Raw genomic sequence first — 3327 nt, forward strand, 5'->3', positions numbered from 1 at the left:
GGTGCCGGCGGCGCCGGCTCGGCATAGGCCTGTTGATAATCGTCCTGTCGATCGTCGTCCTGGTAACTCGGTGCGGGCGGAGACGCTGCCGGCGGGCGCGCGCCGGGGCGCGACTGCGCGGCAAAAGGATCGGTCTGTCCGATCAAGCGGGCAAGTTCAGCCAAGGGATCGCTTTCCGTCCTGCTGCCATGCGGGTCGCCACCGCGACCATAGTCATCGGAAGGAAACGGTCTGTCCTGATATCGTTCGGCCATCGTGATGATGCGTCCCTTCGGGAAAGCCGCGCGCCCCTCGACCAAGGCACGGCTTTCGACCCACAAGGCTTTCAACCAAGTCTAAGCGATCCGGCTTCTGCCGGTTACCCCCGAATTTCCCTTAAGTAGTTCGCCCCAAACTACCGCATCTCGTTCGGGGCATGGACGCCGAGGATGGCGAGGCCCGATGCCAGAACCGAGACGACGCCCTGGACCATGGCCAGCCGCGCCTTCGTTAGATCTGCATCATTATTGATAATGAAGCGTAAATAGGGCAAATCGCGCCCCTTCGTCCAAAGTGCATGAAATTCGCTGGCTAAATCATAGAGATAAAAGGCAATTCGGTGCGGCTCGTGCGCCGCGGCAGCTGCCTCGAGCATGCGCGGATATATTGCGAGGCGCTTGAGAAGTTCAAGCTCGACCGGGTCTGACAACCTTTCCACCGGCGACTCACTGAGCCAGGCGATCCGTTTGCCCGAATCCTCCGGCAGTTCCGGGAACACCTCAGCTCGCGCGTTGCGGAAGATCGAGTGGCCGCGGGCATGGCCGTACTGGACGTAGAACACCGGGTTGTCGCGCGACTGTTCCATGACCTTGGCGAGGTCGAAATCGAGCACGGCGTCGTTCTTGCGATAGAGCATCATGAAGCGGACGGCGTCCTGGCCGACTTCATCCACCACCTCACGCAGGGTGACGAAGTCCCCGCTCCGCTTGGACATTTTCACCGGTTCGCCGTTGCGCAGCAGCTTGACGAGCTGGACGATCTTGACGTCGAGCGCCCCCTTGCCTGACGTCGTCGCCTTCACTGCCGCCTGCATGCGCTTGATGTAGCCGCCATGGTCGGCGCCCCAGACGTCGATCATCTCGGCGAAGCCGCGATCGAACTTGTTCTTGTGGTAGGCGATGTCGGAGGCGAAGTAGGTGTAGGAATTGTCCGACTTGATCAGCGGACGATCGACGTCGTCGCCGTAGGCCGTCGCCTTGAACAGCAGCTGCTCGCGGTCTTCCCAATCCTCGACCGGCGCGCCCTTCGGCGGCGGCAGGCGGCCTTCGTAGATATCGCCCTTGGCCTTCAGGAAATCGATCGTTTCGGCGACCTTGTTGTTGCCGGTCTCGATCAGCGAGCGCTCCGAGAAGAACACGTCGTGGCGGATGTTGAGGGCGGCGAGATCGTCCTTGATCTCGTCCATCATCATCGCGATCGCCTTGGCCCGCACCGTCGGCAGCCACTGGGCCTCGCTCATCGCGAGCAGCTTGTCGCCGTGCTCTTTCGCCAGGGCTGCGCCGACTGGCTTGAGATAATCGCCGGGATAAAGGCCCTCGGGGATCGGACCGATGTCCTCGCCGAGCGCCTCGCGATACCTAAGGAAGGCGGAGCGCGCGAGCACATCGACCTGGGCGCCGGCATCGTTGATGTAATATTCGCGGGTGACGTCGTGGCCGGCGAACTGGAGCAGGCTCGAAAGCGCGTCGCCGAACACGGCGCCGCGGCAATGACCGACATGCATCGGCCCGGTCGGATTGGCCGAGACGTACTCGACATTGACCTTGGAGCCGCCGCGGACGCGGCCGTAATCAGCGGCCTCGCGTAGAACCGTGCGCAGTGCCTCCGCCCAGGCGGCCGGCTTGAGCGTCAAATTGATGAAGCCGGGACCGGCGACGTCGACCTTGGCGATCAATGCGTCGGCGCGCAGCCGTTCGGCGATCTGCTCGGCGAGATCGCGCGGCTTTGCCTTTGCCTCTTTCGCCAGCACCATCGCGGCGTTGGTCGCCATGTCGCCATGGGTGGCATCGCGCGGCGGCTCGACCACCACGCGGGAGAAATCGATGCCCTCTGGCCAGTTGGCTTCCACGGCCAGCGCACGGCAGGCGGCGTGCACACGTGCGAGCACGTCGGCGAACAAATGCAGGGATGTGGATGTCTGGGGCATGGCCGCCGCCTAACGCAAATCCGGGGTCGAGTCAAAAAGCCGCTGGTGCTCGGTCAGGGCGAAACGGTCGGTCATTCCGGCAATGAAATTGCCGATCCGGCGGGCCCGGTCGCCCTTGTTGTCGGCCTCCGCCCCCAGCAGCCATTCCGGCGGCAGCTCGGCCGGCTCCTTCAGGTATTTGGCGAACAGGTCGAACAGGATCTGCTCCGCCTCGCCCATCACCCGCATCACCCGCTTGTGACGGTACATGTGCTGGTACAGGAAGCTCTTGATCGCCGCCTCTTCCTCGGCGACCTCGGCCGGGAACGCGATCAGTGCCCTGCTCCGCTGCCGGACGTCCTGGGCCGACTGCGGCTTGACCGCGGCGATGTTCTTCTGCGCTTCCGCGAACACCGCGCCGATCAGATGCGAGATCAACTCGCGCACCAATTCAGCGCCGCGCCTGAGCTCTTCGAGCTCAGGATAATGCGCAGAGGTCTCGGCGATGATTTCAGCGGTGAGCGGCATCACCTTGAGATCGTCGAGATGGAACAGGCCGGCGCGCAGGCCATCGTCGATATCGTGGGCGTCATAGGCGATGTCGTCGGCGATGGCCGCGACCTGAGCCTCCAGTGAGGCGAAGCTCCAGAGTTCGAGGTCGTAGGTCTTGATGTAGTCGGCGATTCCGACGGGAATACCATGCTCGCGGTAGCGCCCGACCGGCGCACCGCTGCGGTCGGTCAGCGGACCGTTGTGCTTGACGACGCCCTCCAGCGACTCCCAGGTCAGGTTCAACCCGTCGAATTCAGGGTAGCGGTGCTCCAGCGAAGCGACGACGCGGAGCGTCTGGGCGTTGTGGTCGAAGCCGCCGAACGCCTTCAGGCAAGCGTCCAGCGCCCGCTCGCCGGCATGGCCGAACGGGGGATGGCCGAGATCATGGGCCAGCGCCAGGGTTTCGGTGAGGTCCTCGTCCAGCCCGAGCTGCCGGGCCAGCGCGCGGGCGATCTGGGCCACCTCCAGCGAATGGGTCAGCCGGGTGCGGTAGTGGTCGCCCTCGTGGAACACGAACACCTGGGTCTTGTACTTTAGCCGGCGGAACGCGGTGGAATGGATCACCCGGTCGCAATCCCGCCGGAACGGGCTGCGGGTCCGGCTCGGCGGCT

General features: G+C 64.2%; 2 protein-coding genes and 1 pseudogene. All 3 read right to left on the minus strand.

Annotated elements, in window-relative coordinates; translation table 11 throughout:
* Positions 1-254: pseudogene (locus tag MOV75_RS31880) on the minus strand (SPOR domain-containing protein); the annotation flags it as partial.
* Positions 255-394: 140 nt separating this feature from the next.
* Entirely contained in the window at positions 395-2185 is a 1791-nt protein-coding gene (argS, locus tag MOV75_RS31885; protein ID WP_246931464.1) for an arginine--tRNA ligase, read from the minus strand.
* 9 nt (positions 2186-2194) lie between these two features.
* On the minus strand, positions 2195-3327 hold a 1133-nt coding region (locus tag MOV75_RS31890; protein ID WP_247007306.1), incomplete at its 5' end, for a deoxyguanosinetriphosphate triphosphohydrolase.

Origin of the sequence: Bradyrhizobium sp. PRIMUS42 (assembly GCF_023006515.1) — a bacterium.
Taxonomy (GTDB): domain Bacteria; phylum Pseudomonadota; class Alphaproteobacteria; order Rhizobiales; family Xanthobacteraceae; genus Bradyrhizobium.